The organism is Paracidovorax anthurii (genome assembly GCF_003269065.1).
In the GTDB taxonomy this organism is placed as follows: Bacteria; Pseudomonadota; Gammaproteobacteria; order Burkholderiales; family Burkholderiaceae_C; genus Paracidovorax; species Paracidovorax anthurii.
Genome location: NZ_QLTA01000065.1, coordinates 1 through 26,183 on the forward strand (window position 1 = coordinate 1; position 26,183 = coordinate 26,183).

Genomic DNA, 26,183 nt, shown 5'->3' on the forward strand with positions numbered 1-26,183 from the left:
CGTTGCGCCCCTGTCTCTCGCGGGCCGCGCCAACCTGATTTTTTTAAAGCCTGCTCCAGCACGCTCACTCCGTGCTGGTCAGGCTCGCTCCACTTGCGCCAGTACGCATAGACGTTGTGCCACTTGGGGAACTGCGGCGGCAGATAGCGCCACTGACAACCCGTGCGAAGCAGGTACAGCACTGCACAGAACACTTCGTACAGATCCAGCTTGATCGGTTTGGTGCTGCGCCGAACGCTGCGCAGCAGCGGCTCGATCTCGGCAAACTTCTCTCTACTGATGTCGCTTGGGTATGGCTTTCTTTTCACCCCAGGATTGTCGGGGGAGATCGTAAACACGCTCTAAGTCTTCGACGCCGTGGGCGCATTGCCGGTGTAGTCGAATTCGATCTCGTAAAAAGGCATGATTTCCTCCCTCTTGCAAATCGTCGATTTGCATACCCGTCGCTGAAATCAGGGGCCGTCCCTCGCATGCCTGCGGCGTGGCAGGCAGGCTGCGGGCCAGGTGCCCTGGCGGTGCCTGCGGGACCGCATCCGGCATGCCTGCCTCCGGCCTCCCCGATATCGTCCGGGATCTTTTGCGAAGGCAGACGGGCACGGCACGCCCCGTCGCATGGAAGGTGCGGCCGCCGATCCGATAGGCCCATGCATGATAGGCCCGGGTTTTTCTTTCTGTCGATCTCGGGGGGATCGCCCGGTGCCCGTCCGGGCATGGGGGGGATCACGGGGCCGCAGGGCCCCTGTGCGCTCAGCAGGCCGGCGGCGTGCGCCCCTGGTTCACTGCCGCCACGGTCTGCAGCAGGCCCGTCCAGTACGAGGGCAGCGACGCCCAGGGATTGCCGACATCCGCCACCGGGTCGTATTCGAGGTTCGTCATGTAGACGGGGCCGGCGTTGTAGAGCGCCGAGGCGGCGGACTGCACGGCTCTCTGCATGTCGGCGCAGGTGGCGGTGTTGTGCACCAGCGAGCTCTGGTGGCTGTTGGCCACGGTGTAGAGCCAGGGCGTGGTGCGCGGGTCGTAGGTGGCGTAGGTGCTGTTGCGGCCCTCGAAGGTGACCAGCACGTCGGCCACGGCCGCATAGCCGGCGGCCGGCACCATGCCCGGGTTGCCGATCACGCGCAGGCTGGAGTCCTTGGCCTTGATGTAGCTGTAGATCTCGCGGTAGAAGTCCAGGCGGCTGGTCTCGGAGGCCATCTCGTCCAGGAAGATGCCGCTGATCGCGCTGCGGCCATAGACCGCGATGTAGTTGTCGATGTTGGCCTTGATGGCCGCCAGCGACCGCGAGCCGGTGCCGTAGCCGGTATAGACGTAGCCCACCACCTTGCCGCCGCCGGCGATGAACTGGTTGATGGCGCTGACGTAGCTCGCGTCGGCCGCGGTGAAGATGCCGTTGTCGGGGTTCAGGATGGCCGTGATCGACACCGACGGATTGGTGGATGCGCCGCTGGCGAGCCGGCTCCACTCGGTGCCCGAGGACGGGTGGAAGTAGGCGGGCACGAGGACTTCGAGCGCGGCGGGCGCGGCCCGCAGATAGACGACGCGCGTGGCCGTGGCCGTGGCGTTGGACGACTGCCCGGAGACGGTGACCGAGGCGCTGATCTGCTGGCGCCCCGCGGCGGCCCCGGACAGCGTCACCGTCGCCACGCCGGAGCGGGTGGTGCCGGTGGCGGAGAACACCCCGGGCGAGGCCGTGAAGCTCACCGCGGTGCCGTCGGCGGCGGCCGCGCCGTTCACGGTGACCTGGGCGCTCACGGACAGCGAGGCCCCGGCATTGAAGACGCCTTCCGCCTCCGGGGCGGTCAGGGTCACGGAGACGCTGGTGGAGGTGGCGGGCGGCGTGGTGGTGTCCACCGTGCCGCCTCCGCCCCCGCCGCCGCATGCGGAGATCAATGCGGCCAGAAGCAGGCTGCACCAGCGGGCGAGATGTCGAATCCGGAGCATGGGCGAATTTCCTCTACCAGGAGTGGGTGATGGCGAAACGCTGCGATTGTCTCGCTCCCGAGATGTGAAAGCCCTGAGATTATTTGTCGGCTTTGTAAATTTTCGACACATTGGCCGTGTCGCCCCCGTGTCAATCGTTCACGGCGCGTGCAGTACCCGCGATGCACGAAACCGGCGCTGTGCGTCCCGTCCGATGGCCGCGGAGCAGGCCACGCCAGCAAACGCCGTGGAGCGAGCTTTGCTCGGCCACGGGCGTTGTCCCCCTTCCCGCAGGAGAAGGGGGAAGGCGCGAAGCGCCACAGGGGGTTGTCGCTTCATTCAGCAGGCGGGCAGCGTGGCGCCCCGGTTCACCGCATCCACGGTGCCGAGGAACCGGGTCCAGTAGCTCGGCAGGGTGTCCCAGGGGTTGCCTTCCTGGGTTTCGAGGTTGAAGCTGTCGTCGGTCACGTAGAGGGGGCCGGTGTTGTAGCGCGCGGTGGCGGCGGTGAGTACGGCCTGCTGCATGGCCGCGCAGCCGGCGGTGTTGTGCAGCAGGGCGCTCTGGTGCGTGTTGGAGAGACGGTAGAGCCAGCCGCCGCTGGCGCGCGGGTCGTAGCCCGCGAATTGCTCGGACTGGTTCTCGAAGGTCACGAATGTGTCCGCGATGTCGGCATAGGCGGCATTGGGCATCGTGCCGGGGTTGCCCACCACGCGCAGGCTGGCGTCCTTGCCCTTGATGTAGTTGAACAGGTCGCGGTAGTACGCGAGCCGCCGCGTCTCGGTGGACATCTCGTCGATGAAGATGCCGCTGATCAGCCCCTGGCCGTAGAGGCTGAGGTATTTGTCGATATTGCCCTTGACCTTGCTGGCCGAGCGCGACCCGTAGCTGGTGTAGACATAGCCCAGCAGCTTGCCGCCCGCCTGCACGAAGGCCGTGGCGGCGGCGGTGAATTCGGGGTTCGCCTTGGTGAAGACGCCGTTGCTGGGGTTCAGGATCGCGGTCACCGCCACGGACGGATAGGCGCTGGTGCCCGCGGTGAGCGCATCCCACGGCGATCCCGCGGAAGGGTAGAAGTAGGCCGGCACCAGCACTTCGAGGGGCGAGGGCGTGGGCCGCACGTACACCGTGCGGGACGCGGAGGCCGTCTGCCCGCCCAGGGTGGCCGAGGCATTCAGGGCCAGGGGCCCCGTGGCCGCCGTGGCCAGCGTGGTGGACGCGGCGCCGCCGAGCGTGGCGGCGCTGTTGGGGGCGAAGCTGCCGGATGCCGCGGTGAACACCACCGCCGTGCCATCGGGCGCCGCCTGCCCTCCGACGAGGGCCTGGACCCCCACGGCGACGGACGTGCCGGTGTTGAACACGTCCCCGTCCCCCGGGGCGGTGAAGGCGAGGGCCACGGCGGGGGCGCTCGCGGAGGCCTGTGCCTGGGCGCTCTGGGAGCTGGCGGTGTCGCTGTCGGAGCTGCCTCCGCAGGCGCTCAGCAGGCAGGCCACCAGGAGGGCGCAGGCGTGCGCTATCCAGCGGCAGGAAGAAGGGGCGGTTGGCGTGTGCATGGGTCCCTCTCGTGCATGATGTGGTAACCCATTGTGACCGCCCGGCTACTGGAGCATGAAGGTTTCGTATTCCAGCCTGTTGAGCTGGCGCGACAGCAGGTACATCCCGGTGCACAGGGTGAGCAGCGTGGCGACCGCGAAGCCGTAGCCATAGAGGGCCGCCCCCGCGTGCAGCGTGAAGCCGGTGAGCACCACGTTGAGCACCACGAACTCCACGCACAGCATCAGCACGATGCGCCGCTGGTCCAGGTAGAAGAACACGTTCAGGATGGCCATGAGGCCCACCTGCAGGCCCGCGCCGATCACCTGCACGTGCAGCAGCGGCAGGTACAGCCGCGAGATGCTCAGGGCGCTCAGGATGGCCGGGCCGGCCACGAAGGTGATGAGCACGGCCAGGGTCTGGATCTTGGCGATCTCGCCCAGGCCCTGCTGGATCGAATACACCATCTCGTCGCGCATGGCCTCGATGTATTCGAGGGAGCCGCCGCTGCGCACCGCGTCGTAGAACTTGTCGTAGAACTCCACGAAATCGGTCTCGATGCGCACCAGGAACACCGCCATGCCCGGAATGATGGACAGGTAGGCGAGGAACACCGGCAGGTCGTAGATCAGCGAGGCCCGCAGGCCGCCGATGATGGGCTCGGACGTGGGCGGGAAGTACCAGAACATGAACTTGTCCACCCAGATGCCGAAGTTGTAGAGGAAGCCGATCGCCACCAGCGACGGATAGAGCAGCTTCGGATCTGCGAAGTCGAAGGCGATGATGCGGCCGCGCGGGTTGAACTCGCGCACCACCAGCAGCCACATGCCCGAGAGCAGCAGGTAGTTGCCCAGCACGAAGCCCGCCAGCAGGCCCTCCAGGCCCCAGGGCCGCATCAGCAGCGAGCTGATCACGATCACCGCGTAGGACACGCCGAACAGCGCCACGATGGCCCGGTAGCGCTTCATGCCCGAGAGCAGCACGGTGAGCACCCACACGTCGCACATGAGCGTGAAGCCGGCGAGCATGAGCATGCGGTACACGAGGCCCAGATCGGGCAGCACGGCAAAGAGCGCCAGCGAGCCCAGGCCCGCCGCCACCACGGTGACCACCAGCATCAGCCCGTGCAGGTTGGGCAGGATGATGTCCTTGCGTTTCTCGAAGAGCCGGTCGGAGACGAAGCGCGTGAATGCGAGCTGCACGAGCCCCGTGAGGATGAGGCTGCCCGCCACCATGTAGGTGACCGAGGTCTGGAACTGCGTGACCAGCGCCCCGGGCACGACGACGCTCGCGCTGAAGATACCGATGAGCAGGATGCCCACGATGGAGAACACCCAGGGCCCGGAGCCGATCACGCCCGCGTAGGCGTAGGCCTGCACGAGGCCCACCAGGGTGTTCTTGCGCAGCATCCGCCGCAGTTCGAATCCGATGCCGGCCATCAGCGGGGGCCCTCCGTCTGCTGGAACGCCTTTTCGTACACGCGGCGGTAGCGGTCGAACATCAGCGTGTCGGTGTAGTAGCGCTCCACGCGGGCCACGGCGGCGCGACTCGCGGATTCCCAGGCCGCAGGGTCGTTGATGAGCGAGAGCGAGGCGTCCGCGAGCTGCTGCGGATCGGCGATGGGCACCACCTTGCCGGAGATGCCGAGCGCACGGTCCTCCTCGTCCAGACCCTCGATGAGCTGGCGGCACGAGCCCACGTCGGTGGAGACGGCCGGCACGCCCGCGGCGTAGCCCTCCAGCAGCACCAGGGGCAGCGCTTCGCTGATGGAAGACAGGATGATGAGACCGATGCGCGGCATCAGGTCTTCCACCTTCTGGAAGCCCAGGAAGCGCACGTTGTTCTCCAGCCCCAGGCTGCGCACGAGGTTCTCGCACTCCTGCGCGTAGGCCGGATCTTCCTCGGTGGGGCCGGCGATCCAGCCCTCGGCCTCGGGCCGCTGGTTGACCACGCGGCGCATGGCGCGGATGAAGGTCTTGATGTCCTTGATGGGCACCACGCGGCCGATCAGGCAGAGGATGGGCGGCACCTCGGCGGGGCGCTGCCCGCGCAGCGGCGCGAAGCGCGCGAGCTTGATGCCGTTGGGGATGTTGAAGGTGCGCTCGGGCGCCGCGCCGTCGGCCACCTGCCGCAACCGGTTGGTTTCATAGAGCGCGATGATCGGGTCCGCCGCCGCGTAGCAGTAAAAGCCCAGCCACTCGAAGAACTGGATCCACATCTGCCTAAAGTACGACAGCTCGGTCGGGTCGCGCTGGAAGATGTTGCGGTTGTCGCGGATCCACTCGCTCTTGAAGAGGTCGATCTTGCGTTCCTTGGTGTAGATGCCGTGCTCCGAGAGGATGAGCGGCACGCCGCGCATCTGCTGCACCAGCCCGCCCAGGTAGCCCGCGTAGCCGGTGGAGGCGCAGTGCACCATGCGCACGCGCAGCATGCCGCGGGCCACGTTCGCGAGCATCCACAGCGGCTGGTACATGATGCGCACGGTCCAGAAATAGTCCACGAACGAGGGGTCCGTGCAGTGCTCGCGGTAGCTCTGGCAGATGATTTCCCAGGCCCGCTCGCTGTAGAGGAAGTCCTCCAGCGGCAGCCGCCCGCCGGGCTGCATCTGCAGGCTGATCTCCTGGAACGCCGCGATGGCCTCGAGGCTGCGGTCCCCGCGGCGGAAGGAGTCCACCAGGGTGCGCACCATCTCCAGCGCCGCGCGGTTGCCGCTGCGCCGCGCGGGCATGGAACGCACGCCCAGGTGGCTGTAGAGGTAGTGCTCCTCGAAATGCACCACGTTGGGCGGCAGCTCGTACTTGAAGCCCGAATAGTCATCGCGCCGGCTGCCCAGGAAGATGATGGCGAAGCGGTATTCGGGGTAGGCGCGGATGACCTGGTTGATCCAGCTCGATACGCCGCCACTCACGTAGGGGAAGGTGCCTTCGAGCACCAGCGCGATGTCGGCCTCCTGGGCCTGGGGGCGTGCGTCGCTCATCGGGCTTTCCAGTAGTCCAGCACCGGGCGCAGGCGGGGCAGGGCGCGCCACTGGCCGAGTTCCTGCAGCAGATCGTAGGCCTGCGCGAAGTCGCGGCGCTCGAAGCACAGCTCGGCCTGGTAGGGCAGCACGCGGGTGGCCGGCAGGCCCAGCTCGCGCGCCCGGGCGTAGGCCTCGCCCGCTTCCGCGGTCTGGCCCTGCGCGTGCAGGAGCCGGCCGCGCCGCAGGTTGAGCTGGGCATTGCCGGGCTGCAGGCCCAGCACGAGTTCGCAGTAGCGCAGCGATTCTTTGATCGCATGGGTGCGCAGGTCGCCCTGCACGAGTTCCTGGTAGACCAGCTCCCAGTAGAGGTCGGAGAGTCGGTGGGCGGATTCGAGGGTGCGGGTGCCGGGCGTGCTGCCTTCCTCGGTTTCGGCGCGGCGCAGGGCATCGAGTTCGCTGTCGATGGTGCGGTTGATGCGCTTTTCCAGCGTGTCGAGCATGCCGTAGGCGAGCAGGCGCAGGTCTTCGCTGGGGTCGCTGAGCACCGTGCGCAGCAGGGGCGACGCGATCCGGCCCGACACGTGCTGCAGCGCCACCATGGCGCGCATGCGCGTCTGCATGGGGGCCTGGTTGTTGCCGAGGAAGGAGCGCAGACCGGCCTGGCGGAAGCTGGCCTGCATGCGCTGGTGCAGGTCGAATTCCGGCAATTGCAGCGATTCGAAGTCGTCCTGCCCGGTGGGCGAGCGGTAGAGGCGCAGCACGACCACGGCCACCACGACGCCCACGAACCCGGCCACCGGCACCGCATAGCTGAAGGCCGCCATGAGCCCCAGGATCGGCGTGCGCGGGCGGGCCTGCTTGCCCGACAGCAGCGGCAGCAGGCACAGCGCGAGCATCAGGCAGGCGAGCGCGTGCACGGCCAGGTAGCTCGCCAGCGCCGCGTCGGATCGGCCCTGCAGCAGCATGGGGCCGCTCCAGGCGCCCACTTCCAGCAGCAGTGCCGAGATGCCGAACTTGAGGTTAAGCATGGGCGATCCTGTGCAGTTGCTCCAGCAGCTCCAGCGGCGCGCCTTCGAGCGCCAGCACGTGCGGGAAGATGCCCGATTCCGCCAGCGGCTGCCCGCTCTTTTGCTGGGACCAGTTCTCGAGCCGGTTGATGTAGCCCTCGGCCGTGGCCATGTCGCCCAGCGGCATCAGCAGCGCCAGCACCTGGCGCTCCGGGCCCGGGATCAGCCAGATCTCGTCGAGTTCGCGCTTCAGGCGCTCGATCTGCGCCGGCAGGCCGCGCTCGATCGCGCGCGGCAGGAATTCCAGGGCCACGACGATGCTGGGCACCCGGGTGGTGTCGCGCATGTGCGAGAGGCGCTGCACCTCGAACGCGAAGTCCGCGGGGCAGTCGGGAAGCCGTTCCAGGATGGGCCGCGCCAGGGTCTGCATGGCGAGCCCGTCGGTGTAGTAGCCCAGCAGCAGGTTGATGGTCTGCAGGTTCTCGTCCTGCAGCGAGAAGAACGGCATGTCCTCGATCACCAGCAGCCCGTAGATCTCGCCGCCCAGGTCCATCAGCGGCGCGACGGCGAGGTAGCGGGTCTGCTGCTTGTGGGTGAGCAACTGGCTGATATGGCAGAGCTTGCGGGTTTCCAGGGCCTGCTGCACCAGCGGGTCGCGGATGTCGAGTGCATCGGTGCTGCTGCCGATGCGCGCCACGGGCAGGGGCTCGGCGCGGTCGTCGGTGGCCGCGTGCAGCGAGGCGGATTCGAGTTGGCAGTATTGCGCCAGCAGGCGCAGCAGGGTCTGCGCGCCCTGCACCGCGTCCTGGCTCTCGTCGCCCACGCTCTGCAGGGTGGCGAGCGCGTCGCGCATCGACATGGGGCGGCCGATGAGTTCCTGTTCGAGCCGGTCGTGCGAGAGGCGCAGCAGGTAGTACTGGCGCACGAGGTGCTCCAGCCGCTGGTCCAGGTAGAGCTGCACGCTCTCGGCGCGCCGGGTGCGCGCCTGCCAGAGGCTCGAGAACTCGCCCACGATCATCACGAGGATCAGGCCTCCCAGGAAGAACAGCTGCGGGAAGCGGTCGTAGTGGCCGATGTGGATCAGCAGCCAGCCCAGCAGCAGCACGACGGCGCCGCCCAGGCCGGCCAGCGGCCCGTAGCGCAGCGCCACGATGACCGGCGCGAGCCAGGACCAGGGGAAGTCGCCTTCGCTCCAGAGCGGGTCTTCGGGGTGCAGCAGCAGGCCGAGCGCGAGCGCGATCGCGGGCAGCAGCAGCGTCTCCAGCAGCATGACGGCCGGACGCGTGTCGGTGGCGGCGAGCTTGCCCAGCAGGTTGTGGGGCAGCGGGCGCAGGATCTTCTTGCCCGCGGCCGGGTTCGCGCCCGCAGGCGCGGCCCCGACCACGCGGCGGCGCGCGGATGAGGAGGGCGGTGACTTCTCCGTCGGCATGGCGGGGTCAGCGCGCACCGGCAAGGCCGGAGTCCAGCAGGTCGCGGATCAGCTTCTGCGCCACGCCCGAGAGGGATTCACGGCTCCAGCCGCTCTTGCCGCCCACGCCGCTCCAGAGCGTGTTGCCCGTCTCGACATCGATGATCTGCAGGGTGATGCCGGCCGCGGGCTCGCCGTCCACGCCGACCTTGTAGCGCCATTCGTCCACTGCGCCCGCGAGGGCGTACTTGGCCTGCTGCTCGCGGGCCCAGGCCAGCACCTCGTCCTGGCGCTTGGCGTCGCCCGCGTCGAAGAGCGCTTCCTGCTGCGTGCTGGTGGGATAGCGCTGCACGCGGCCCACGCCGCGCGCCTGCAGCAGCGCCAGCGTGACGGCTTCCGCGCGGTTGCCGGCCAGCGGCGTCTCGGTGTGGTTGGCGAACGGCAGCACTACCCAGGTGGCATTGCGCTCCAGCGCGGGCGGGGTGCCGCGGTCGATGGTGGAGCATGCCGCGAGCAGCATCAGGAGCAGGCCTCCGGCGGCGCCGGCGCGCAGGCGTTGCAGCAGGGTGCGTGGATGTGGCATGGGGTCCTCCTCTGTTGGGGAAAATCGTTTCAGAAATGCAGGCGATAGGTGAAGAGCAGGCTGCGCGTGAGTCCTTGCAATTGCAAGCCGGACTTGCCCATCCCCCAGGTCAGGCCGAGATGGTCGGAGCCGAGCACGCTGCCCGCCATGCCCAGGCGCAGTTCATAGCCCGGGCCCAGGCGGCTGTGCCAGGTGCGGCTCACGCTGGCGTAGGGTTGCAGCGCGCGCGTGTACTCTTCCTCGTAGCGCATGTTGGTGGAGATCTGCAGCCCGTAGAAGCTGAAGCTCTCGGGCAGCAGGTAGTCCGGGCCGGGCAGCACGCCGGGCAGCAGATAGCGGCGGAACTCCTGGTCGCGCGGCGCCAGCGAGAAGATGTCCCGCCGCGAATAGTCGTGGTACGACCAGAACGCGCCGAATTCGAGCAGCGGGGCTTCCTGGCGGTAGGTGTGGGTGTAGCTGATGCCCGTGTGGCGGCCGCTGCCGACGACTCCGCCGGTCTGGATGCTGTAGCGCTCGTCGGCGTAATCCAGGGTGAAGCGGTCCAGGCGCGTGGCCTGGTAGCGCAGGCTGGTGGCCGCGCGGCGCTTCATGCCCGCGATGCGCAGCGCGAGGCTTTCCTGGCTGGGCAGCTGGAAGCCCAGCTCCATGCGCAGCGAGAGCCGGTTGTCGATGCGCTGCTCGTGCTCGATCTGCACGGGGGTGTAGACCTGGAAGCTCACGCGGCGGCCGGCGCGCAGGATGGTTTCGCCATCCCCGTGCCGCCAGTGCAGGCGCGCATCCACGGCGCGTTCGTCCGGCGGGTTCACCACCGACAGCGGGTTCGTGGAACTGCGCCGGATGCTGGCGAATTCCAGGTCGAGGGCGAGGCGCGGGCTGAACGCGATGTGGAGCGCGGCATCACTCTCGTTCTCGTCCATGCCGCCCAGCCGCTGCCATTTCAGGGTGCCGCCGGCGTGGTCGCTGAAGGCCAGGAGGCTCTCGGTCAACTGCAGCTGCAGCGGCTGGTCGTCGCGCTGCTCGCCCTGGGCCTCGAAGGCCGCGGTCTGCGCGGCGCGCACGTCGTCCACGGCGCGGGCCGCGTTCACACGGTCGTAGCGCGGCAGGCGTTCGTCGAATTCCTGCAGGAGCTGGCCGGTCGCGGCCTTGTCGTCCTCGGCCAGCGCCACGGTGATCTCAGCCCACAGCGGCCGGTTGGCGCTCCCTCCCCGGGCACGCGCGTACTGGTGCCAGAGAAAGCCGCGCTCGGCCGTGTACTCGCCAGCATCCTGCAGCCAGCCGATGGCGGTCTCGGCCGCGGCGTTGGACATGCGGCCCTGCGCATCGGTGTCGAGCCGCAGCAGCTCACGCAGCACGTCCATGGCGGGGTCGCCGGGCCGCTGGGTGAGCATGAGGCGCGCGCGCGCGATGCGCCGCGTGGTGTCCAGCCCTTCCTCGGTGAGCCAGCGCGCGCGGGCCTCCTTCGGCGTGAGCCGCCGTTGGCCGTCGCCCTGCCGCACCGAGCGCCACTCGCGCGAGAGCAGCTCGCGCCGCAGGCGCCAGGACCGGTCGGTCTGCTGGTTCTGGTCGAGCGCATCGGCATAGTTCATGAGCCACAGGAAGTCGTCCTGGTGCTGAGCGATGCGCGGCGTGAGATAGCGCTCCAGCGACACCTGCGGCAGCGACAGCGCCTGGTATGCCGCGGCGAGCGCGTCGTGCACGTCCTCGTCGCGTGCCCACTGCCGCTCCTGCGTGGCCAGCAGCGTGCGCAGCGACACGGCATCGTTGCCGTCGATGAACAGCCACAGCAGGGCCTGCCGCATCTCGGACGAGTCGGGGCTCGAGCGCAGGCCGGCCTCGTAGTAGCGCCGTGCCTGGGCCAGATCGCCCTGGCTCTGGTAGTAGCCGCCGGCCAGCCGCATGAATTCGGGAAGCTCGCGCAGGCGCGCCAGCGAGCGTTTCTTGGCCTGCGGGTCGGCGTCGGTCTTGCGCAGCAGCGCGCCCATCGCGGCCCACTGGTTGCGGCTCGAATACACCGACAGCGCATCGACGAGGTAGCGCGGCTCGTCGAACTTCTCCCACGCCAGCGCCGAGACCTGGGCCGCCTCCAGGGGCTGGTCCGCCATCAGCAGGCGGATCAGCGCGTCGTAGTCGGAGCGGTCGTGGTCCTGCGTGCGCACCAGCGCGCGGTAGGCCTGGATCGCGAGCGCCTGCCGCTGCCGGCTCTCGGCCAGCTGGCCCGTCAGGCGCCAGAAATCCATCTCCACCGCCTTGTCGGGCGCCTTGCGCTGCTGCGCGGCTTCCAGCCATTGCAGGCCTTCGTCGGGCCGGTCGTGGGTGAGCGCCAGCACCGCCGCGCGCATGGCGCGCTCGGGCGTGAGCTGTTCCTTGTCGGCCAGCAACCGGCGCCAGGTATCCAGCGCCAGGGTCGGCTGGCCCGCGCGCTCCGCGAGCTGGGCCAGCAGTTCCACGGCCTGCGGGATCTTGGCGTGCTGCCGCAGGTAGTCGATGGCGGGCTGGGGTTCGCCGATGCGCTCGTAGGTATCCACGAGCTCGCGGATCAGCTTGAAGTCGTCGGGCCGGCTGCGCAGCTGGAAGCGCAGGCCCTGCAGCAGCGCCGCATCGTCGAACTGCCCGGGCGCGATGCGCAGCACGGCCTGCCAGGCCGCTTCCTTCTGCGTGCGCTGGGCAATGATCATCCAGTTCTGCAGCGCGACGCCGGGCCGGCGGCTCCACTCCGATACCTGGGCGAGACGCTCCCGCCAGGCGAGGTCGTCCGGCCGCGCCTGCACCGCCGCGTGGGCGATGAGCCAGGCATCGTCGAGCTTGCGGTTCTCCAGGAAGACCTCGTAGCCCAGCGTGTAGATCTTTTCGTCGTAGGGCAGCAGGTGCGTGGGGATGGGCACCGGCGGGGCCGGGGGGATCGGGGCCGCCGCGGCGGGCTCCTGCCCGGCCATGTTCCAGGCGCGCCAGGGACCCGGTTCTGCCTCCGCGCCGCGGGTCGGCAGGGTGAGGGTGGGCGGGCGCAGCAGGTGCGCCCCGTCGTCGTAGCGTGGCGGCGCCGCCTCCGGCCGGGGTTCGGGGGGCGCGGCCAGGTAGCCCATGGGGCGCAGCAGGGCGCCGACTGGCGGCAGGGCCGACGCCAGCGCCGTGGCGCCCGATTCCTGCCATTGCCGCAGCCAGGACAGGCGCAGCAGCTGGCGCACGTAGCGGTCCGCGACGGCGGGCTTGCCGGCCGCGCGCGCCAGCTGGGTGATCATCAGCAGGGTCTGCTGGTCCTGGGCGAGGGGGCCGATCTCGCGTTCGGCCAGTTCCAGCGCGGCCACGGGCTGGTTGCCTGACTGCAGCGCGCGCACGGCGGCGAAATAGTAGTCCTTGGCCTTGTCGGCCTCGGGCGTGGCGTTGCGCGCCAGGATGTACAGCTCGGCGCAGCCCGCGTAGTCCGACTGGGCCAGCGATTCCTTGGCGGCGCGTTCATAGAGCTGCGCCGCCTCGCGCGGGTCGGTCGCATCGCGCGCCATCTGGCGGCTCAGCGCGACGCCCATCGTGCGGTCCTGCAGTTCGGCGGCCCGGCGCGCGAGCTGCACGCGCCGCTCCAGGGACCAGGGTTCCGCGGCCAGCAGGCGCAGCTGCCGCAGCAGGTCTTCGCGCATGGCCTTGCGGTAGGGAGCCTCGCGTTCGGGCGTGCGCTGGTATTCGGTGTACGACAGATCCCAGAGCGCCCAGATGGCGTCGCGGTGGATCTGCGGGTCGGACGATTCGAGCGCGGGCTGCAGCGTGGTGCGCGCCTCGGCCATCTGGCCCACGGCGATCTGGCGCTGCGCGAGCAGCAGCCGCAGGCGCGGGTTGTCCGGGTCGCTGCGCAGCAGGTTGTGCAGATAGGCCACGGACAGCGCCGAGTTCTCCGTCTCGGCGAGCCGGCGCTCCAGATCCTGCCGCGGGTAGAGCAGCCACAGCCCGCCGCCCACCATGCCGGCGAGCAGCGTGATCAACCAGGACGGCGCCAGAACGGGTCGTTCAGCGGCCCGGGCACCGGAGCTGGATTTGTGCAGCAGCATGAGAGAGACGATACGCGAGAACATCCACGGTGCCTGGGGGGGGCGAGCGGTCCGGTGCCAGGAGGCGCTGGTCGGCGCGCACCTGGCAGCCGCGCGCGTTGGCGAGACTGAAGGCGAGGGGGGCGTGGCCCTGGAGGCGGAAATCGGCGCGCGTGCCATCCTCGGCGGCGCTCCATTCCGTGAGCCGGGCATTGGCGTCGAAGAGATAGGGGCCCGTCTTCGCGGGCGGCGCTGCCTCGGTGGCTGCGGAGGCTGAGGGCATGCCGGCGCTTGTGCGCAGCCAGGCCGAGCCGCCCGCGAGGTGCACGTAGGTGCCTTCCACGCCATCGCGGAAGCCCGCCACGCCCTGGCTGGCCTGGGGCAGGGGCGTGCCCAGGGCCGGCGGCAGGCGCAGGGTGCGCAGGGTGCCGTCGCCCCGCACGCGCCAGCCCGCTCCGTCGCGCGCGACCGCGTAGGTGTGGAAGTCGCGCACCTTGAGGATGAATTCCGAGGCGAAGACCGGGTGCAGCGGCTGGGCCATGGCCCAGTCGTACACCTTGCGCAGCGCGTTGAGGCCCGCGCGCTTGCTGGTGGAGTACACGTGGTAGTAGATGTCCACGGGCTTGATGCGCCGGGGCTTGTCCGTCATCTCGAAGCTCTGCAGCACCTGCTCGAAGCCGTAGAAGGGGCCGTGCCAGAGGTTGGTGTAGATGTTCTCGTTGGTGATGGGCGCGTACACCTGCAGGTACCCGTTCTTCTGGATGCCGAACGCGCCGATGGCGGTGATCGAGGGGTTGGTGCGGGTGATGGAGGTGTCGCCGCCGTTCATGTTGAGCAGCCCGGCGCGCTCGGTGATCTCCAGCGCCTCGGCGCTGGGCGCCGTGTCGCCCGACCACAGCAGGATCTTGACGCGCTTGTCCGGCGGCGCGAGGCGGCTGTTGATGTATTCGCTCGAACCCACGATCTCGCGCCGCAGGTCCATCGTGTAGCCGGGCACGTCCAGGCTCATCGCGGCTTCGGAGTTGTCGCTGAAGAGGCCGTGGCGCACGCTGCGGTCCCAGAGGAAGGGGTGGGAATACGTGTGGCTCGCGATCTCCACGTGCGGCAGGCGGAACATGCGCCGCGCGATGTCTTCCATCTCGGCGCTGCCCTCGGGGTGCAGGCCGTGGGGCGCGACCTCGGCCTCGATGACCGACATGGTCTGGGGCACGTTCGGGTATTTCTCGAAGATTTCCTTGAGCAGCACGAGGCCGGCGTTGGGGCTGCCCGCCAGTTCCGCGCGCGAGGGAAAGCCGTCGCCGTCCACGTGCGAGAACAGCAGGCGGCGGCCGTTCTCGGTCGTGACGTCCGGCACCGGCACGGGCTGCAGCCGCAGCGCCTGCGTGAGGAAGGCGAAGGGGTCGACCATCCAGCGTGCGTAGTCGGTGCCGGGCACTTCCGTGATCACGAAGGGATCGACCACGAACCCGCCCCACGGCAGGATGGCGCCGCCCAGGAACGGCAAGCCCCGCGCGTCGCGGTGCTCGATGAGGGCCCGCGCGGGCTGCTGCACCGGCGCGCCGTTGCGCATCACCCACTCGAAGCGCGAGCCGCTGGACGGCTGCACGGCCAGCTCGAAGCCCATCATCGGGTCTTGTTTGGAAACCTGCTGCTCGCCGCGCGGCGGGCTCGCGTTGCCCTTGATGCCCAGCGCGTCATTGAACTGCCGGTCCAGGGGGAACCCGAAATTGCCCATCACGGCGAGCGGCGTGCGCTCCGCCAGCCGCGCGAGCAGCCACTGGTTGACGGCGCGGGTCCGGGCCTCGGGCAGGAAGCCGGAGAACCAGGTCACGATGCCGGCATAGCGGTCGGGCAGGATGCCCTCGGGCAAGGGGTTGCGCACGTCGGCGTAGTCCACCACATAGCCCATGTGGTTGAGCGGCATCTGCAGGAAGCGGTGCGGCGACGCATAGTTGAGGGCGGGCGATTCGCCGCCGTAGTACAGGATGAGCACGCGGCGCGGCACCAGCTCGACGGTGCTGACGCCCACGGTGCGCACGTTCCCGTCGGTCACCCACGGGATGATGCCCAGCGCCTGGATGCGCCCGGCCGTCGCGCGGGTCAGTTCCCGGTCGGTGGGGGGAACGTAGTCGATGGCGAGGACGGGCAGGCCGTCGCGCTCCCGGATGGTGCGTAACTGGCCCAGCAGCCATTCGCGGTCGGCGGGCTTGACCTCTTCGTAGCGGCGCGTGGAGGCGTTCCAGCCCCGGAAGAGCGATTCCGCGGCCACCATCTGGATCTTGTCCTTCACGCGCGGAACGATGTCGAAGCCCCGGTTCATGATGAGCCGGATGCCGGGGAAGCGCTGGTGCAGGGTCTCGATCACGCGCACGAGGCCCTGCTGCTGCGCGGCCTCGTCGAACCGGCTGGCCAGCCGGTAGGAGTCGAGCGTGTCGAGGAAGAAGCCCCGGTAGCCGCGCTCCCAGAGCGGGCCCACCACCCGGGTGGCGAAGAACTCGGGCCATTCGGCGGGTGTCTGGTCGATCACCTCGGAATTCCAGGCGCCGTTGCGCGCCATCTTCCAGGCGTCCGGGATGTCACGGAAATAGGCGCGCGAGGATTGCACCTCGGCCACCGACACGTAGGCGTAGAGTGCGCTGCCGGTCTTGGCGAAGGCCTGCGGGTCGTAGCCGTGGTCGGGTTCGACCACCGCGATGTCGAACACCTTCAGCTCGGCCAGCGGGGCCGCGGGCCCGTAATGCAGGGCCACGGACGGCATGGCCGTCCAGGCCGCCGCCGACAGCTGCATCAGGAGGCAAAAAAACAACAGTCTTAGGCGTTTGGGCACGGAGCTTTGTTCTTGTGGTGGAAACGTCCAAGGGTTTCCCTGGCGGCAGGATGCGCGGTGCCCTCCAGGGCGGCCCGCCGCGGCGGAAGACTCCCTCTCGTGGACAACATCGTCTCTCGTGGAGAGACGATGCGGCAGATTCATAGAAAAAAACAATCCATTACATAGTTTTGATATTGGCCGATTGTGTCGCACTTTCATCGCCGTCAGTACCCCGGCTAGGATGGCGCAGGGTGGCATTCCGCCCCTTGGCAACGGCGAAGGCCGACAATGCCCGGCAGGTACGTGGGCCACCTTCGGCCGGATTCACCAGGAGCAATCGCGTGATACTTGTGACAGGCGGCGCCGGCTTCATCGGCTCTCATACCTGCGTGGCGCTGGCCGAGGCCGGCCTGCCGTTCCTCATCCTCGACAACTTCTGCAACAGCCGCCGCTCGGTGCTGGAGCGCGTCGGTCGCATCACGGGCAGTGTTCCGGGCCTGATCGAAGGGGACGTGCGGGACGAGGCGTTGCTGGCGCGCATCTTTTCCGAGCACCGCGTCGATGCGGTCATCCATTTCGCGGCGCTCAAGTCCGTGGGCGAATCGGTGCGCGAGCCGCTGGCCTATTACGACAACAACGTGGCGGGCACCGTCGCGTTGCTGCGCGCCATGCGGGCGGCGGACGTGCGCACGCTGGTGTTCTCCTCCTCGGCCACGGTGTACGGCGAGCCCGCGTCGCTGCCCATCCGCGAGGACTTCCCGCTGTCGGCCACCAACCCGTACGGGCAGAGCAAGCTCATGATGGAGCAGGTGCTGGCCGACGTGGATGGGTCCGAGCCCGGCCGCTGGCGCATCGCCCGGCTGCGCTACTTCAACCCCGTGGGGGCGCACGAGAGCGGCCTCATCGGCGAAGACCCGCAGGACGTGCCCAACAACCTGCTGCCCTACGTGGCCCAGGTGGCCGTGGGGCTGCGCGAGCGGCTGAGCGTGTATGGCAGCGACTATCCGACGCCCGACGGCACCGGGGTGCGCGACTACATCCACGTGTGCGATCTGGCCGAGGGCCACGTGGCGGCCCTGCGCTATCTGCGCGAGCACCCGGGGCTGCTCACGGTGAACCTGGGCACGGGGCGCCCGGTGTCGGTGCTGGAGATGGTGCGCGCCTTCGAGGCGGCGAGCGGGCGGGCCGTGCCTTATCAGGTGGTGGCCCGCCGCCCTGGGGATGTGGCGGCCTGCTGGGCCGATCCCGGGCTGGCCGAGCGCCTGCTCGGCTGGAAGACGCGCCATGGGCTGGAGTGCATGTGCGCCGATGCGTGGCGCTGGCAGGACGGGGTGGCGCGCAGCCTGCAGGAAGGCTGACGCGCCTGCGCGGCCTCCCGTGGGGAGCGCCGCGCGAAGGGGGCTGGGGGCTCAGGCGGCCCGGGGTTCCTCGCCGGACAGTCCGTGGGCCGCCTTGGCGGGGTCGGGCTGCGTGTCCAGCGTGGCGGCGTGGACGGCGGCTTCCTCTTCCGAGAGCAGGGCGCCTTCCCACTTGGCCACCACGGCGGCGGCGATCGAGTTGCCCACCGCGTTCGTGGCCGAGCGGCCCATGTCGAGGAAGGTGTCGATGCCCAGGATCAGCAGCAGGCCGGCCTCGGGGATGTGGAACTGGTTCAGCGTGGCGGCGATCACCACGAGCGAGGCGCGCGGCACGCCGGCCATGCCCTTGGAGGTGAGCATCAGGACGAGCAGCATGGTGATCTGCGTCTCGATCGGCAGGTGGATGCCGTAGGCCTGCGCGATGAAGAGCGTGGCGAACGTGCAGTAGATCATCGAGCCGTCGAGGTTGAACGAATAGCCCAGCGGCATCACGAAGCTGGAGACGCGGCGCTTCACGCCGAAACGGTCGAGTGCGTCGAGCAGCTTGGGGTAGGCGGCTTCGGAACTGGCGGTGGCGAACGACAGCAGGAAGGCCTCGCGGATGTTGCGCAGCAGCGTGAAGATCCGGCCGCGCAGGGCCATGAAGCCGGCGCTGATCAGCAGCGTCCACAGGATCAGCAGGGCCAGATAGAACTGGCCCATGAACACGGCGAACTTGAGCAGGATGCCCAGGCCGTTCACGGCCACCGTGGCGGCCATGGCCGCGAACACGGCGGGCGGCGCGAAGCGCATCACGTAGGCCGTGATCTTGAGCATGGCGTGCGAGAGTTCTTCGACGCAGCGCACCAGCGTGCGCGCCTTGTCGCCGAGGCTGGCGAGCGCGATGCCGAAGAACATCGAGAACACCACGATCTGCAGGATCTCGTTGTTGGCCATCGCTTCCGCGAAGGACTTGGGCACCAGGTGGTTCACGAACTCCTTGATCGTGAACTTGGAGGTGGCCAGCTGGGCGGACTGGTGGGTCTCCGGCAGCGGCAGGCCCAGGTTGGCCCCGGGCTGCAGCACGGTGGCGAGGATGAGGCCCAGGGCCAGCGAGATGAGCGATGCGGTCAGGAACCAGGCCATGGCCTTGAGGAACACGCGCCCGACGGCGGACGCGTCGCCCATGTGGGCGATGCCCACCACCAGCGTCGAGAACACCAGCGGCGCGATCAGCATCTTGATGAGCCGCAGGAAAATATCCGAGATGATTGAGATATAACCAGCCAGGGCCGCCTTGTCCGCGACATTGGTGTTAATGAGGTATCCGGCGAGGATGCCAATGAGCATCGCGACGAGGATGCTGGCCGTTGGCGGAAGTTTTCTTTTGTTCTCAGGCATGGTTCAAGGCAGAAATAGGCAATGAATCCCCGGCGGCACTCTCCTTGCGCCGTTGCGAGGTGGCGCATTGTCCTTCAAGTCGGAAGGGGCCCTGGCCCCGCCGCCGGCGGTTTTCGCGGGGCTGCGAGACCCCTCCACTCCTACAATCCGAAATATGACAGCCCATGCCACGGCCGCTTCCGCGGTGCTGCCCACCACCTTCATGGACCTGCCCGCCGTCCGGCTGCACAGCCCCGCCGCAGGCTCGGCAACCATCGCTCTCCAGGGAGCGCAGGTGCTTTCCTGGACCACCGCGGACGGGGTCGAGCGCCTGTATCTGAGTCCCCGATCCGCGCTGGACGGGCAGTCCGCGATCCGGGGGGGCGTGCCCGTCTGCTGCCCACAATTTAATCAGCGGGGGGCTCTTCCCAAGCATGGATTCATGCGAAATTTGCCTTGGAATTTGGTGGCCGAGTCTTCAAGCGGTCACGTGACGCAGGCAACGCTGTCCCTGGCCGACAGCGCCGGCACGCGCGCGATCTGGCCGCACGGTTTCGAGGCGCGCCTGGAGGTGTCGCTGTCGCCGGACGCGCTGCGCATCGCGCTGTCGCTGCGCAACCGCGGCGATGCGCCCTGGGCCTTCACGGGCGCGCTCCACACCTACCTGCGGGTGGCCGACATCGCCCAGGCCCGGTTGGAGGGCCTGGAGGGCCGTGCCCGCTGGGACGCGGTGGCCGACCGGCACGGCACGCAGGACGGGCCCGTGCGCTTCGCCGGTGAATACGACAGCGTCTTCGCGGCGCCCGAGGGCCCGTTGCGCTTGGAGAGCGGCCAGGGCGTGCTCTCCATCGCGCAAAGCCCTTCCTGGACCGAGAACGTGGTCTGGAACCCGGGCGCGGACCGCTGCGCCACGTTGGCGGACATGCCCGCCGACGGCTACCGCCACATGCTTTGCGTGGAGGCCGCCTGCGTGCATGCGCCGGTGGAGATCGCGCCCGGCGCCGGGTGGTCCGGCTGGCAGCATCTGCGGGTGCTGCGCTGAACCTGAACCTGCGGGGCGGGCGCCCGGCGCGCCGCTGCCTTCCTTCCTCTTTCCTTTTCCTGTCCTTTCTTTCCTGGATCTTTCCATGCTGGCCAAACGCATCATTCCCTGTCTGGACGTCACCGGCGGCCGCGTCGTGAAGGGCGTGAACTTCCTGGAACTGCGCGACGCCGGCGATCCGGTGGAGATCGCCGCGCGCTACAACGCGCAGGGAGCCGACGAGCTCACCTTCCTCGACATCACCGCCACCAGCGACGGGCGCGACCTGATCCTGCCCATCATCGAGGCCGTGGCGAGCCAGGTGTTCATCCCGCTCACCGTGGGCGGCGGCGTGCGCACCGTGGAGGACGTGCGGCGCCTGCTCAACGCGGGCGCTGACAAGACCAGCTTCAATTCCGCCGCCATCGCCAACCCCGACGTGATCGACGCGGCTTCGGCGAAGTACGGCGCGCAGTGCATCGTGGTGGCCATCGACGCCAAGCGCCGCACGCCCGAGGAGGCCGCGCGCCCCGGGCCGGACGGCGCCCCCCTGGGGCCGGGCTGGGACGTGTACAGCCACGGCGGCCGCAAGAACACGGGGCTGGACGCCGTGCGCTGGGCGGCGGAAATGGCGCGGCGCGGCGCGGGCGAGATCCTGCTCACCAGCATGGACCGTGACGGCACCAAGTCGGGCTTCGACCTGGCGCTGACCCGCGCGGTGAGCGACGCCGTGAGCGTGCCCGTGATCGCCTCGGGCGGCGTGGGCAGCCTGGACGACCTGGCCGACGGCGTGCAGCAGGGCGGCGCGGACGCGGTGCTGGCGGCGAGCATCTTCCACTACGGCGAATACACCGTGGGCCAGGCCAAGGCCCGCATGGCCGAGCGTGGCATTCCGGTGCGCCCCTGAGGGCCCCGGACGGCAGATTTCAGACGGAATTGGCGCCATGTCGCCGGGAATGTTGGATTGTTTGCTATATAAAGCATAGCAAACGATGCGTCATCATGCGGTATGGCAAATGGCGGAGAATGGGGCGATGAACTGGCTCGATGATGTGAAATGGGATGCGCAGGGCCTCGTGCCCGTGATCGCGCAGGAAGCGGGCACGGGCGACGTGCTCATGTTCGCGTGGATGAACCGCGAGGCGCTCGCCAAGACCGCCGAGCTGGCGCGCGCGGTGTATTTCAGCCGCTCGCGCGGCAAGCTGTGGTTCAAGGGCGAGGAGTCCGGCCACGTGCAGACGGTGCACGAGATCCGGCTCGACTGCGACAACGACGTGGTGCTTCTCAAGGTGACGCAACTCGGGCACGCGCCCGGCATCGCCTGCCACACGGGGCGGCACAGCTGCTTCTTCAGCGTCTTGCGGGACGGCGCGTGGCAGGCGGTCGATCCGGTCTTGAAAGATCCCGAGTCCATCTATAAGTGAAGCCCATGCCCAGCAACGAACCCATCGCCCCCGCGCCGCACGACGCGCTCGCGCGGCTCGCCGCCGTGATCGAGAGCCGCAAGCCCGCGCGCGGCGGCGATGCCGACAAGAGCTACGTCGCGCGCCTGCTGCACAAGGGCCCCGACGCCTTCCTCAAGAAGATCGGCGAGGAGGCGACCGAGGTCGTCATGGCCGCCAAGGACGTGGACCACGGCGCCGACCCGTCCAAGCTCGTCTATGAGGTGGCCGACCTCTGGTTCCATTCGATGATCGCGCTGGCCCACTACGGCCTCGCGCCCGCCGACGTGGTGGCCGAACTGGAGCGCCGCGAGGGCACCAGCGGCATCGAGGAAAAAGCCCTGCGCAAATCCATCCAGCGCGCCGCCGACGAAGGAGGTCCTTCCCCATGAGCCAGAGCGACATCACCGACATCGAGCCGGACGAGCGGGCCGAATCCCTGAAGGCCGTCGGATGGGTGAGCTACATCCTGCACCTGATCGTGGCCGTGGGCGCCGTCATCCCGGGCGCGCAGCCCGGGGCGGCCCTGCTCATCATCGCGCTGGTCATCGACCTCGTGAAGCAGGGCGATGCCCAGGGCACCTGGCAGGCCACGCACTTCTCATGGCGCATCCGCACGGTGATCTGGGCGGGCGTGCTCTACCTCGTCACCGCGCCGCTGTGGCTGCTGTTCGTGTTCCCGGGCTGGATCGCCTGGGGCCTGATCTCCATCTGGTTCCTCTACCGGATCGTGCGCGGCATGGTCTCGATGAACAAGGGCCAGGCCATCGATGGCTGACAAGGAAGCCGCCGCACCAGGCTCGGTGCCGCTCAACCTCGCCCTGCAGGGCGGCGGATCGCACGGCGCGCTGACCTGGGGCGTGCTCGACGCGCTGCTGGAGGACGGGCGTTTCCGCTTCGACGGCATCAGCGGCACCAGCGCCGGGGCGATGAACGCGGTGGCGCTGGCCAGCGGCTTCGCGCAGGCCGCGCACCGCCATCCCGACCTGCGCGGCGTGGCGCTGCACCAGCAGGGCTGCACGATGGCGCGCGAATCGCTCACGCGGCTCTGGGAGGGCGTGGGCGCCATGGGCAGCCTGCTGTGGGGCGTGCCTTCCACGCCGTTCATGGGCATGGTCAGCCAGTGGCTCTCGCCTTACCAGACCAACCCGCTGGGCATCAATCCGTTGCGCCGCCTGCTGGAGCGCGAGGTGGATTTCGACGTGTTGCGGGCCTCGCATGGGCCGCGCGTGTTCGTCTGCGCGACCAACGTGCGCACGGGGCGCGGCGTCATTTTCTCGGGCAAGCGCCTGAGCACCGACGCCGTGATGGCCTCCGCGTGCCTGCCGCTGCTCTTCAAGGCCGTGCAGATCGACGGCGACCCCTACTGGGACGGGGGCTATTCCGGCAACCCGGCGCTCTACCCGCTCATCTACAAGACCCACTGCGCGGACATCCTGCTCGTGCAGATCAATCCGATCGAGCACACCGAGCTGCCCGACAGCGCCACCGAGATCATGGAGCGCATGAACGAGGTCACCTTCAATGCGAGCCTGCTGGCCGAGATGCGCGCGATCGAGTTCGTGCGCCGCCTGCTCGCCGAGGGCAAGCTGGACGCCGATCGCTACAAGAGCGTGCGCATGCACCGCATCGACGGCGGCTCGGTGCTGGCGGAGTTCGGCGCGTCGAGCAAGATGCGCGCGGACCTGCCCTTCGTGCGCCAGCTCTTCGCGCTCGGCCGCACCGCGGGGCAGGCCTGGATCGCGAAGCACCATGCCGACGTGGGCGTGCGCCCCACGGTGAAACTCACGGACAATTCCTGACCACCACGCCCCGACTGCTGGCGGCCCGCTTGCCGGGCGCCGGCGGGCGCTCCCGATCCGCGTCCCTTCCTCCCTCGCACCATGCACGATCCGAACTGCCTTTTCTGCAAGATCATCGCCGGCCAGATCCCCTCGCGGAAGGTCTACGAGGACGACGAGATCCTGGCGTTCCACGACATCAACCCCTGGGCCCCGGTCCACTTCCTCATGGTGCCCAAAGAGCACCTGCACTCCATGGCCGCCGTCACCGACGACCACGCCGGCGTGCTCGGCCGCATGATGGCCCTGGCCCCGAAGCTGGCGCTGGAGCAGGGCTGCAATCCCTATCCGGAGGGCGGCTTCCGCATCGTGGTGAACACCGGCACCGAAGGGGGGCAGGAGGTCCACCACCTGCACGTCCACGTGATGGGCGGGCCGCGCCCCTGGCTGCGGGGCTGACGGCCGGCATGGGTATGCACTTTCCCGCCATGCGCGGGGTCTAGAATGAACCGTATTCGTTAGGAGATTTCCATGGGATCTTTTTCCATCTGGCACTGGCTGATCGTGCTGCTCATCGTCGTGATGGTGTTCGGCACCAAGAAGCTCAAGAACATCGGCTCCGACCTGGGCGGCGCCGTCAAGGGCTTCAAGGATGGCATGAAGGACGGCAGCACCCCCGAGAATGCCTCCACCGCCACGGCGGCGACCCCCCCCCCCGCGGGCCAGGTGGCCAACAGCCAGGCGCACACCGCCGACAAGGGCACCATCGATGTCGAAGCCAAGCAGAAGAGCTGACCGGCCGCCGTTCCTCCCGATTCCCCGCTGAACCGCTCTTCCCGCCTTCATGATCGACATCGGCCTGTCCAAGATGGCGCTCATCGGCGCCGTGGCACTCATCGTCATCGGCCCCGAGAAGCTGCCGCGCGTGGCGCGCACCGTGGGCACGCTGCTGGGCAAGGCGCAGCGCTACGTGGCCGACGTGAAGGCGGAGGTCAACCGCTCCATGGAGCTGGACGAGCTGCGCAAGATGAAGGAGTCGGTGGAGAGCGCCGCGCGCGACGTGCACCAGAGCATCCACACCAGCGCGAGCGATTTCCAGAAAGACTGGGAAAGCAGCCTCTCCGGCCTTCCAGACGCCTCGGCGGCGCAGGGCGATGCACCCGCCTCCGCGGTCATTCCCTCCTACAAGCATCCCGGCAAGAACTGGCGCCTCAAGCGCGGCGCCACCCCGCAGTGGTACAAGGCCCGTGCCGGCGTGCGCACCAAGGCGCAGTCGGGCGCGGCGCGCGTGGCGCGCTTCCGGCCCCGCAAACCCCTCTGATGGCCCGCTGACGACGGCGGCCGCGCGGTCCGCCGGGCGGCTTCCCGGGACCGCACCACCTCCCCACCATGTCCGACACCCCCTCCCAAGACGACGAGCTGGCCGGCACCGAGCAGCCCTTCGTCGCGCACCTCATGGAGCTGCGCGACCGCCTCGTCAAGGCCCTGATCGCCATCGGCATCGCCGCCGGCGCGCTGTTCTTCTACCCGGGCCCCGGCGCGCTCTACGACCTGCTGGCCGCGCCCCTGGTCGCGCACCTGCCCGCGGGGGCCACGCTGATCGCCACCTCGGTGATCTCGCCGTTCATGGTGCCGCTCAAGATCCTGCTGATGGCGGCCTTCCTGGTGGCGCTGCCGGTGGTGCTCTACCAGGTGTGGGCCTTCGTGGCGCCGGGGCTCTACTCGCACGAGAAGAAGCTTGTGCTGCCGCTGGTCGTCTCCAGCACGCTGCTGTTCTTCTTCGGCGTGGCGTTCTGCTATTTCTTCGTGTTCGGGCAGGTGTTCAGCTTCATCCAGAGCTTCGCGCCCAAGAGCATCACGGCCGCGCCGGACATCGAGGCCTACCTGAGCTTCGTGCTCACCATGTTCCTCGCGTTCGGCCTGTCGTTCGAGGTGCCCATCGTCGTCGTCGTGCTCGCGCGCATGGGCATCGTCAGCGTGGACAAGCTCAAGAGCTTTCGTGGCTACTTCATCGTGATCGCCTTCATCATCGCCGCCGTGGTCACCCCGCCCGACGTGGTGTCGCAGCTCGCGCTCGCGGTGCCGATGTGCCTGCTCTACGAGCTGGGCATCTGGGCCGCGCAGCTCTTCATCCGGCACACGCAGGCGCCGGAGGACGCGCAGGAGCCTTCGGCCTGAGGTGGGTGCTGGGGCCGCGTTCTCTGACACAGCGACAGCGCTGCACTCTCATTCATGGCATCGCGTCATCACCTCACGCTTTTCGCGGATTACCACCAGTTCTATCTGCAGGACGAGGCGGCGGAGGGAGACCTGTCGAGCGCCTGGGACGAGGCCGCGTCGCACCGCATGCTGGCGGTCGCGGTGGGTGTCGTGGGCTTCGGCACGGTGCGCAACACGCATGTGCCGGTGACGCTGGAGTTGCTGGATGCCGCGCCGCACGCCGACTTCGACCGGTTCGACCATGTGGTGGAGGCGTCGCTGGTCGTGAAGACCGGGCCGCTGGTGGCTGCGGGCTGCACGGACTATTTTCCGGAGGCGGCCCGGTTTGAAACGGCCCCGGGGGCGTACAGGGTCCGGCTCTCAGCCTCGGGCCTGGATTCGCTGTCGGTGGATGGGCTGGATGGCGAAGACCATTACCGTGTGCAGCTTTGGCCGGGGTTGCCTGCGCAGCCTGCAGTGTTGAAGCAGCATTCAGCCTGATGGGGGCTTTGTTGCACAAATCAGTTCGAAGACGGCATAGCCCCAACCCCAGACGGATTTATGCCATGGCGGCCACCAGAACGGTTTGAGGACGACCGATCTGGCTGAAGCGGTTGAGTACGGCCACGCGGACATGCAACTCCACCACCTGATGCTCGAACGTGCGCGCCGTCACCCGTTCGCCCAGTCGCTTGAAGCAGTGCATCTTCGTCTCGACAAGGCTGCGCCGGTGGTAGCCGCTCCACTTCTTCCAGACGCTGCGGCCCAAACGCTGGCACGCCCGGATGGCTTC

The 26,183-nt window shown here is 68.7% G+C and carries 23 protein-coding genes and 1 pseudogene; 12 read left to right on the top strand and 12 right to left on the bottom strand.

What is annotated here, in order from left to right; genetic code table 11:
* The 10 genes from AX018_RS21830 to AX018_RS21875 form a co-directional block, all read right to left on the bottom strand.
* Positions 1-308 (bottom strand): transposase (locus AX018_RS21830; protein WP_245951775.1); only part of this gene is annotated, 308 nt, incomplete at its 3' end.
* A 439-nt stretch (positions 309-747) separates the two neighbouring features.
* A complete protein-coding gene (locus AX018_RS21835; RefSeq protein ID WP_111881819.1) occupies positions 748-1,941 on the bottom strand; it encodes a spherulation-specific family 4 protein in 1,194 nt (397 codons plus the stop codon).
* 318 nt (positions 1,942-2,259) lie between these two features.
* Positions 2,260-3,471: a spherulation-specific family 4 protein gene (locus AX018_RS21840; RefSeq protein WP_111881822.1), complete on the bottom strand. Its 1,212-nt coding sequence runs from the start codon at positions 3,469-3,471 to the stop codon at positions 2,260-2,262.
* Between the two features lie 45 nt (positions 3,472-3,516).
* A complete protein-coding gene (pelG, locus tag AX018_RS21845; protein WP_111881824.1) occupies positions 3,517-4,890 on the bottom strand; it encodes an exopolysaccharide Pel transporter PelG in 1,374 nt (457 codons plus the stop codon).
* Positions 4,890-6,428 carry a GT4 family glycosyltransferase PelF gene (gene pelF / locus AX018_RS21850; protein ID WP_111881828.1) on the bottom strand — a complete coding sequence of 513 codons (1,539 nt, stop codon included), beginning with the start codon at positions 6,426-6,428 and terminating at the stop codon, positions 4,890-4,892. The genes pelG and pelF overlap by 1 nt, the downstream gene beginning before the upstream one ends.
* On the bottom strand, positions 6,425-7,438 hold the full coding sequence (locus AX018_RS21855) for a tetratricopeptide repeat protein (protein WP_111881832.1): 1,014 nt from the start codon (positions 7,436-7,438) through the stop codon (positions 6,425-6,427). The genes pelF and AX018_RS21855 overlap by 4 nt, the downstream gene beginning before the upstream one ends.
* On the bottom strand, positions 7,431-8,846 hold the full coding sequence (locus AX018_RS21860; protein ID WP_111881835.1) for a PelD GGDEF domain-containing protein: 1,416 nt from the start codon (positions 8,844-8,846) through the stop codon (positions 7,431-7,433). The genes AX018_RS21855 and AX018_RS21860 overlap by 8 nt, the downstream gene beginning before the upstream one ends.
* Before the next feature lie 7 nt (positions 8,847-8,853).
* Positions 8,854-9,408, bottom strand: coding sequence for an LpoB-related protein (locus AX018_RS21865; RefSeq protein ID WP_111881838.1), 555 nt, complete (start codon positions 9,406-9,408; stop codon positions 8,854-8,856).
* Between the two features lie 29 nt (positions 9,409-9,437).
* A complete protein-coding gene (locus AX018_RS21870; RefSeq protein ID WP_245951776.1) occupies positions 9,438-13,466 on the bottom strand; it encodes a tetratricopeptide repeat protein in 4,029 nt (1,342 codons plus the stop codon).
* Entirely contained in the window at positions 13,402-16,248 is a 2,847-nt protein-coding gene (locus AX018_RS21875) for a bifunctional glycoside hydrolase/polysaccharide deacetylase family protein (protein WP_111881841.1), read from the bottom strand. Before AX018_RS21875 ends, AX018_RS21870 begins: the two co-directional genes overlap by 65 nt.
* 323 nt (positions 16,249-16,571) lie before the next feature.
* On the opposite strand from AX018_RS21875, the gene galE reads away from it, so the two are divergent.
* The gene (gene galE, locus AX018_RS21880; RefSeq protein WP_111881844.1) at positions 16,572-17,588 is read left to right on the top strand and encodes a UDP-glucose 4-epimerase GalE; all 1,017 of its coding nucleotides are present in this window, start codon (positions 16,572-16,574) and stop codon (positions 17,586-17,588) included.
* Between the two features lie 51 nt (positions 17,589-17,639).
* On the opposite strand, the gene AX018_RS21885 is transcribed toward galE, so the two are convergent.
* Positions 17,640-18,968, bottom strand: a complete 1,329-nt coding sequence (locus tag AX018_RS21885) for a dicarboxylate/amino acid:cation symporter (RefSeq protein WP_111881847.1) — start codon at positions 18,966-18,968, stop codon at positions 17,640-17,642.
* A gap of 154 nt (positions 18,969-19,122) precedes the next feature.
* Here AX018_RS21885 and AX018_RS21890 point away from each other — a divergent pair, with 154 nt between their 5' ends.
* From AX018_RS21890 to AX018_RS21940, 11 genes are all read left to right on the top strand, one after another.
* Positions 19,123-19,989, top strand: coding sequence for a D-hexose-6-phosphate mutarotase (locus tag AX018_RS21890; RefSeq protein ID WP_111881850.1), 867 nt, complete (start codon positions 19,123-19,125; stop codon positions 19,987-19,989).
* Positions 19,990-20,074: 85 nt separating this feature from the next.
* Positions 20,075-20,875, top strand: a complete 801-nt coding sequence (gene hisF / locus AX018_RS21895) for an imidazole glycerol phosphate synthase subunit HisF (protein WP_111881853.1) — start codon at positions 20,075-20,077, stop codon at positions 20,873-20,875.
* Positions 20,876-20,984: 109 nt separating this feature from the next.
* Complete coding sequence (gene hisI / locus AX018_RS21900; RefSeq protein WP_281269571.1) at positions 20,985-21,392, top strand: phosphoribosyl-AMP cyclohydrolase; 408 nt, start codon at positions 20,985-20,987, stop codon at positions 21,390-21,392.
* A gap of 5 nt (positions 21,393-21,397) precedes the next feature.
* Positions 21,398-21,802: a phosphoribosyl-ATP diphosphatase gene (locus AX018_RS21905; RefSeq protein ID WP_111881879.1), complete on the top strand. Its 405-nt coding sequence runs from the start codon at positions 21,398-21,400 to the stop codon at positions 21,800-21,802.
* Positions 21,799-22,188, top strand: a complete 390-nt coding sequence (locus AX018_RS21910) for a DUF4870 family protein (RefSeq protein WP_111881858.1) — start codon at positions 21,799-21,801, stop codon at positions 22,186-22,188. The genes AX018_RS21905 and AX018_RS21910 overlap by 4 nt, the downstream gene beginning before the upstream one ends.
* Positions 22,181-23,212 carry a patatin-like phospholipase family protein gene (locus AX018_RS21915; RefSeq protein ID WP_111881860.1) on the top strand — a complete coding sequence of 344 codons (1,032 nt, stop codon included), beginning with the start codon at positions 22,181-22,183 and terminating at the stop codon, positions 23,210-23,212. Before AX018_RS21910 ends, AX018_RS21915 begins: the two co-directional genes overlap by 8 nt.
* An 81-nt stretch (positions 23,213-23,293) precedes the next feature.
* Entirely contained in the window at positions 23,294-23,650 is a 357-nt protein-coding gene (locus AX018_RS21920) for a histidine triad nucleotide-binding protein (RefSeq protein ID WP_111881863.1), read from the top strand.
* Positions 23,651-23,722: 72 nt separating this feature from the next.
* Complete coding sequence (tatA, locus tag AX018_RS21925) at positions 23,723-23,986, top strand: Sec-independent protein translocase subunit TatA (protein ID WP_111881866.1); 264 nt, start codon at positions 23,723-23,725, stop codon at positions 23,984-23,986.
* A 49-nt stretch (positions 23,987-24,035) separates the two neighbouring features.
* The gene (gene tatB, locus AX018_RS21930; protein ID WP_111881869.1) at positions 24,036-24,512 is read left to right on the top strand and encodes a Sec-independent protein translocase protein TatB; all 477 of its coding nucleotides are present in this window, start codon (positions 24,036-24,038) and stop codon (positions 24,510-24,512) included.
* A 68-nt stretch (positions 24,513-24,580) separates the two neighbouring features.
* Positions 24,581-25,369 carry a twin-arginine translocase subunit TatC gene (tatC, locus tag AX018_RS21935; RefSeq protein ID WP_111881871.1) on the top strand — a complete coding sequence of 263 codons (789 nt, stop codon included), beginning with the start codon at positions 24,581-24,583 and terminating at the stop codon, positions 25,367-25,369.
* A 54-nt stretch (positions 25,370-25,423) separates the two neighbouring features.
* Positions 25,424-25,891 carry a hypothetical protein gene (locus tag AX018_RS21940; RefSeq protein WP_111881873.1) on the top strand — a complete coding sequence of 156 codons (468 nt, stop codon included), beginning with the start codon at positions 25,424-25,426 and terminating at the stop codon, positions 25,889-25,891.
* A 58-nt stretch (positions 25,892-25,949) separates the two neighbouring features.
* On the opposite strand, the pseudogene AX018_RS21945 reads toward AX018_RS21940, so the two are convergent.
* Positions 25,950-26,183 (bottom strand): annotated as a pseudogene (locus tag AX018_RS21945) (IS5/IS1182 family transposase); the annotation flags it as partial.

Coding starts and splice junctions, on each gene's coding strand:
- pelG (WP_111881824.1), bottom strand. CDS start 4,890: ATGGCCGGCATCGGATTCGAACTGCGGCGGATGCTGCGCAAGAACACC.
- AX018_RS21890 (WP_111881850.1), top strand. CDS start 19,123: ATGACAGCCCATGCCACGGCCGCTTCCGCGGTGCTGCCCACCACCTTC.
- AX018_RS21905 (WP_111881879.1), top strand. CDS start 21,398: ATGCCCAGCAACGAACCCATCGCCCCCGCGCCGCACGACGCGCTCGCG.
- AX018_RS21910 (WP_111881858.1), top strand. CDS start 21,799: ATGAGCCAGAGCGACATCACCGACATCGAGCCGGACGAGCGGGCCGAA.
- AX018_RS21835 (WP_111881819.1), bottom strand. CDS start 1,941: ATGCTCCGGATTCGACATCTCGCCCGCTGGTGCAGCCTGCTTCTGGCC.
- AX018_RS21885 (WP_111881847.1), bottom strand. CDS start 18,968: ATGCCTGAGAACAAAAGAAAACTTCCGCCAACGGCCAGCATCCTCGTC.
- hisF (WP_111881853.1), top strand. CDS start 20,075: ATGCTGGCCAAACGCATCATTCCCTGTCTGGACGTCACCGGCGGCCGC.
- pelF (WP_111881828.1), bottom strand. CDS start 6,428: ATGAGCGACGCACGCCCCCAGGCCCAGGAGGCCGACATCGCGCTGGTG.
- tatC (WP_111881871.1), top strand. CDS start 24,581: ATGTCCGACACCCCCTCCCAAGACGACGAGCTGGCCGGCACCGAGCAG.
- AX018_RS21870 (WP_245951776.1), bottom strand. CDS start 13,466: ATGTTCTCGCGTATCGTCTCTCTCATGCTGCTGCACAAATCCAGCTCC.
- hisI (WP_281269571.1), top strand. CDS start 20,985: ATGGCGGAGAATGGGGCGATGAACTGGCTCGATGATGTGAAATGGGAT.
- AX018_RS21915 (WP_111881860.1), top strand. CDS start 22,181: ATGGCTGACAAGGAAGCCGCCGCACCAGGCTCGGTGCCGCTCAACCTC.
- AX018_RS21920 (WP_111881863.1), top strand. CDS start 23,294: ATGCACGATCCGAACTGCCTTTTCTGCAAGATCATCGCCGGCCAGATC.
- tatA (WP_111881866.1), top strand. CDS start 23,723: ATGGGATCTTTTTCCATCTGGCACTGGCTGATCGTGCTGCTCATCGTC.
- AX018_RS21840 (WP_111881822.1), bottom strand. CDS start 3,471: ATGCACACGCCAACCGCCCCTTCTTCCTGCCGCTGGATAGCGCACGCC.
- tatB (WP_111881869.1), top strand. CDS start 24,036: ATGATCGACATCGGCCTGTCCAAGATGGCGCTCATCGGCGCCGTGGCA.
- AX018_RS21865 (WP_111881838.1), bottom strand. CDS start 9,408: ATGCCACATCCACGCACCCTGCTGCAACGCCTGCGCGCCGGCGCCGCC.
- AX018_RS21860 (WP_111881835.1), bottom strand. CDS start 8,846: ATGCCGACGGAGAAGTCACCGCCCTCCTCATCCGCGCGCCGCCGCGTG.
- AX018_RS21940 (WP_111881873.1), top strand. CDS start 25,424: ATGGCATCGCGTCATCACCTCACGCTTTTCGCGGATTACCACCAGTTC.
- AX018_RS21855 (WP_111881832.1), bottom strand. CDS start 7,438: ATGCTTAACCTCAAGTTCGGCATCTCGGCACTGCTGCTGGAAGTGGGC.